This is a genomic window from Streptomyces sp. NPDC032940 (assembly GCF_040636935.1).
Classification (GTDB): Bacteria; Actinomycetota; Actinomycetes; order Streptomycetales; family Streptomycetaceae; genus Streptomyces.
This window is the reverse complement of record NZ_JBEZVJ010000094.1, coordinates 1-1152: the sequence shown is the minus strand read 5'-3', so window position 1 is coordinate 1152 and position 1152 is coordinate 1. Positions and strand designations below refer to the sequence as shown.

The 1152-nt window shown below is 68.9% G+C and carries 1 protein-coding gene; it reads right to left on the bottom strand.

The annotated features are described in order from the left end of the window. Positions 1 to 1152 (bottom strand): glucose-6-phosphate isomerase (gene pgi / locus AB0E77_RS34255; protein ID WP_361578949.1); only part of this gene is annotated, 1152 nt, incomplete at both ends.

Below are 1152 nucleotides of genomic sequence, written 5' to 3'. Positions count from 1 at the left end.
GGACCAGTTCCTCCGGCACTCCCTCGGCCCGCACCTCGTCCGGGGTCTTGCCGAAGGCGAGGGCCTGGGTCTGGGCGAAGAAGTTGGCCATCAGCAGGTCGTGCTGGGCCTTCAGCTCGTCGCTCAGCTCGGCCGCGGGCCGGGCGAAGCCGATGAAGTCCGCCGGGATCAGCTTCGTGCCCTGGTGGATGAGCTGGTAGTAGGCGTGCTGCCCGTTGGTGCCCGGCGTGCCCCACACCACCGGCCCGGTCTGCCACTGCACCGGACGGCCCTGACGGTCCGTCGACTTGCCGTTGGACTCCATGTCGAGCTGCTGGAGATAGGCGGTGAACTTGGACAGGTAGTGGCTGTACGGCAGCACGGCGTGCGACTGGGCGTCGAAGAAGTTGCCGTACCACACGCCCAGCAGTCCGAGGATGAGCGGGGCGTTGTCCGCGGCCTCGGCGTTGCGGAAGTGCTCGTCGACGATGCGGAAGCCGTCGAGCATCTCCCGGAAGCGGTCCGGGCCGATGGCGATCATCAGGGACAGCCCGATCGCCGAGTCGTACGAGTAGCGGCCGCCGACCCAGTCCCAGAACTCGAACATGTTGGCCGTGTCGATGCCGAAGTCCGCGACCTTCCCGGCGTTCGTCGACAGGGCCACGAAGTGCTTCGCGACCGCCTTCTCGTCGCCTCCGAGACCGGCCAGCAGCCAGGAGCGGGCCGAGGTGGCGTTCGTGATGGTCTCGATGGTGGTGAACGTCTTGGACGCCACGATGAAGAGGGTCTCGGCCGGGTCCAGGTCCCGGACCGCCTCGTGCAGGTCGGCGCCGTCCACGTTGGACACGAAGCGGAGGGTCAGCGAGCGGTCGGTGAAGGCCCGCAGCGCCTCGTAGGCCATGGCGGGGCCGAGGTCGGAGCCGCCGATGCCGATGTTGACGACGTTGCGGATGCGCTTGCCGGTGTGGCCGGTCCACTCGCCGGAACGGACCCGGTCCGCGAAGCCGGCCATCTTGTCCAGCACGGCGTGGACCTCGGGCACGACGTTCTCGCCGTCGACCTCGATCACCGCGTCCCGCGAGGCGCGCAGCGCGGTGTGCAGCACGGCGCGGTCCTCGGTGATGTTGATCCGCTCACCGCGGAACATGGCGTCGCGCAGCCCGAACACGTCGG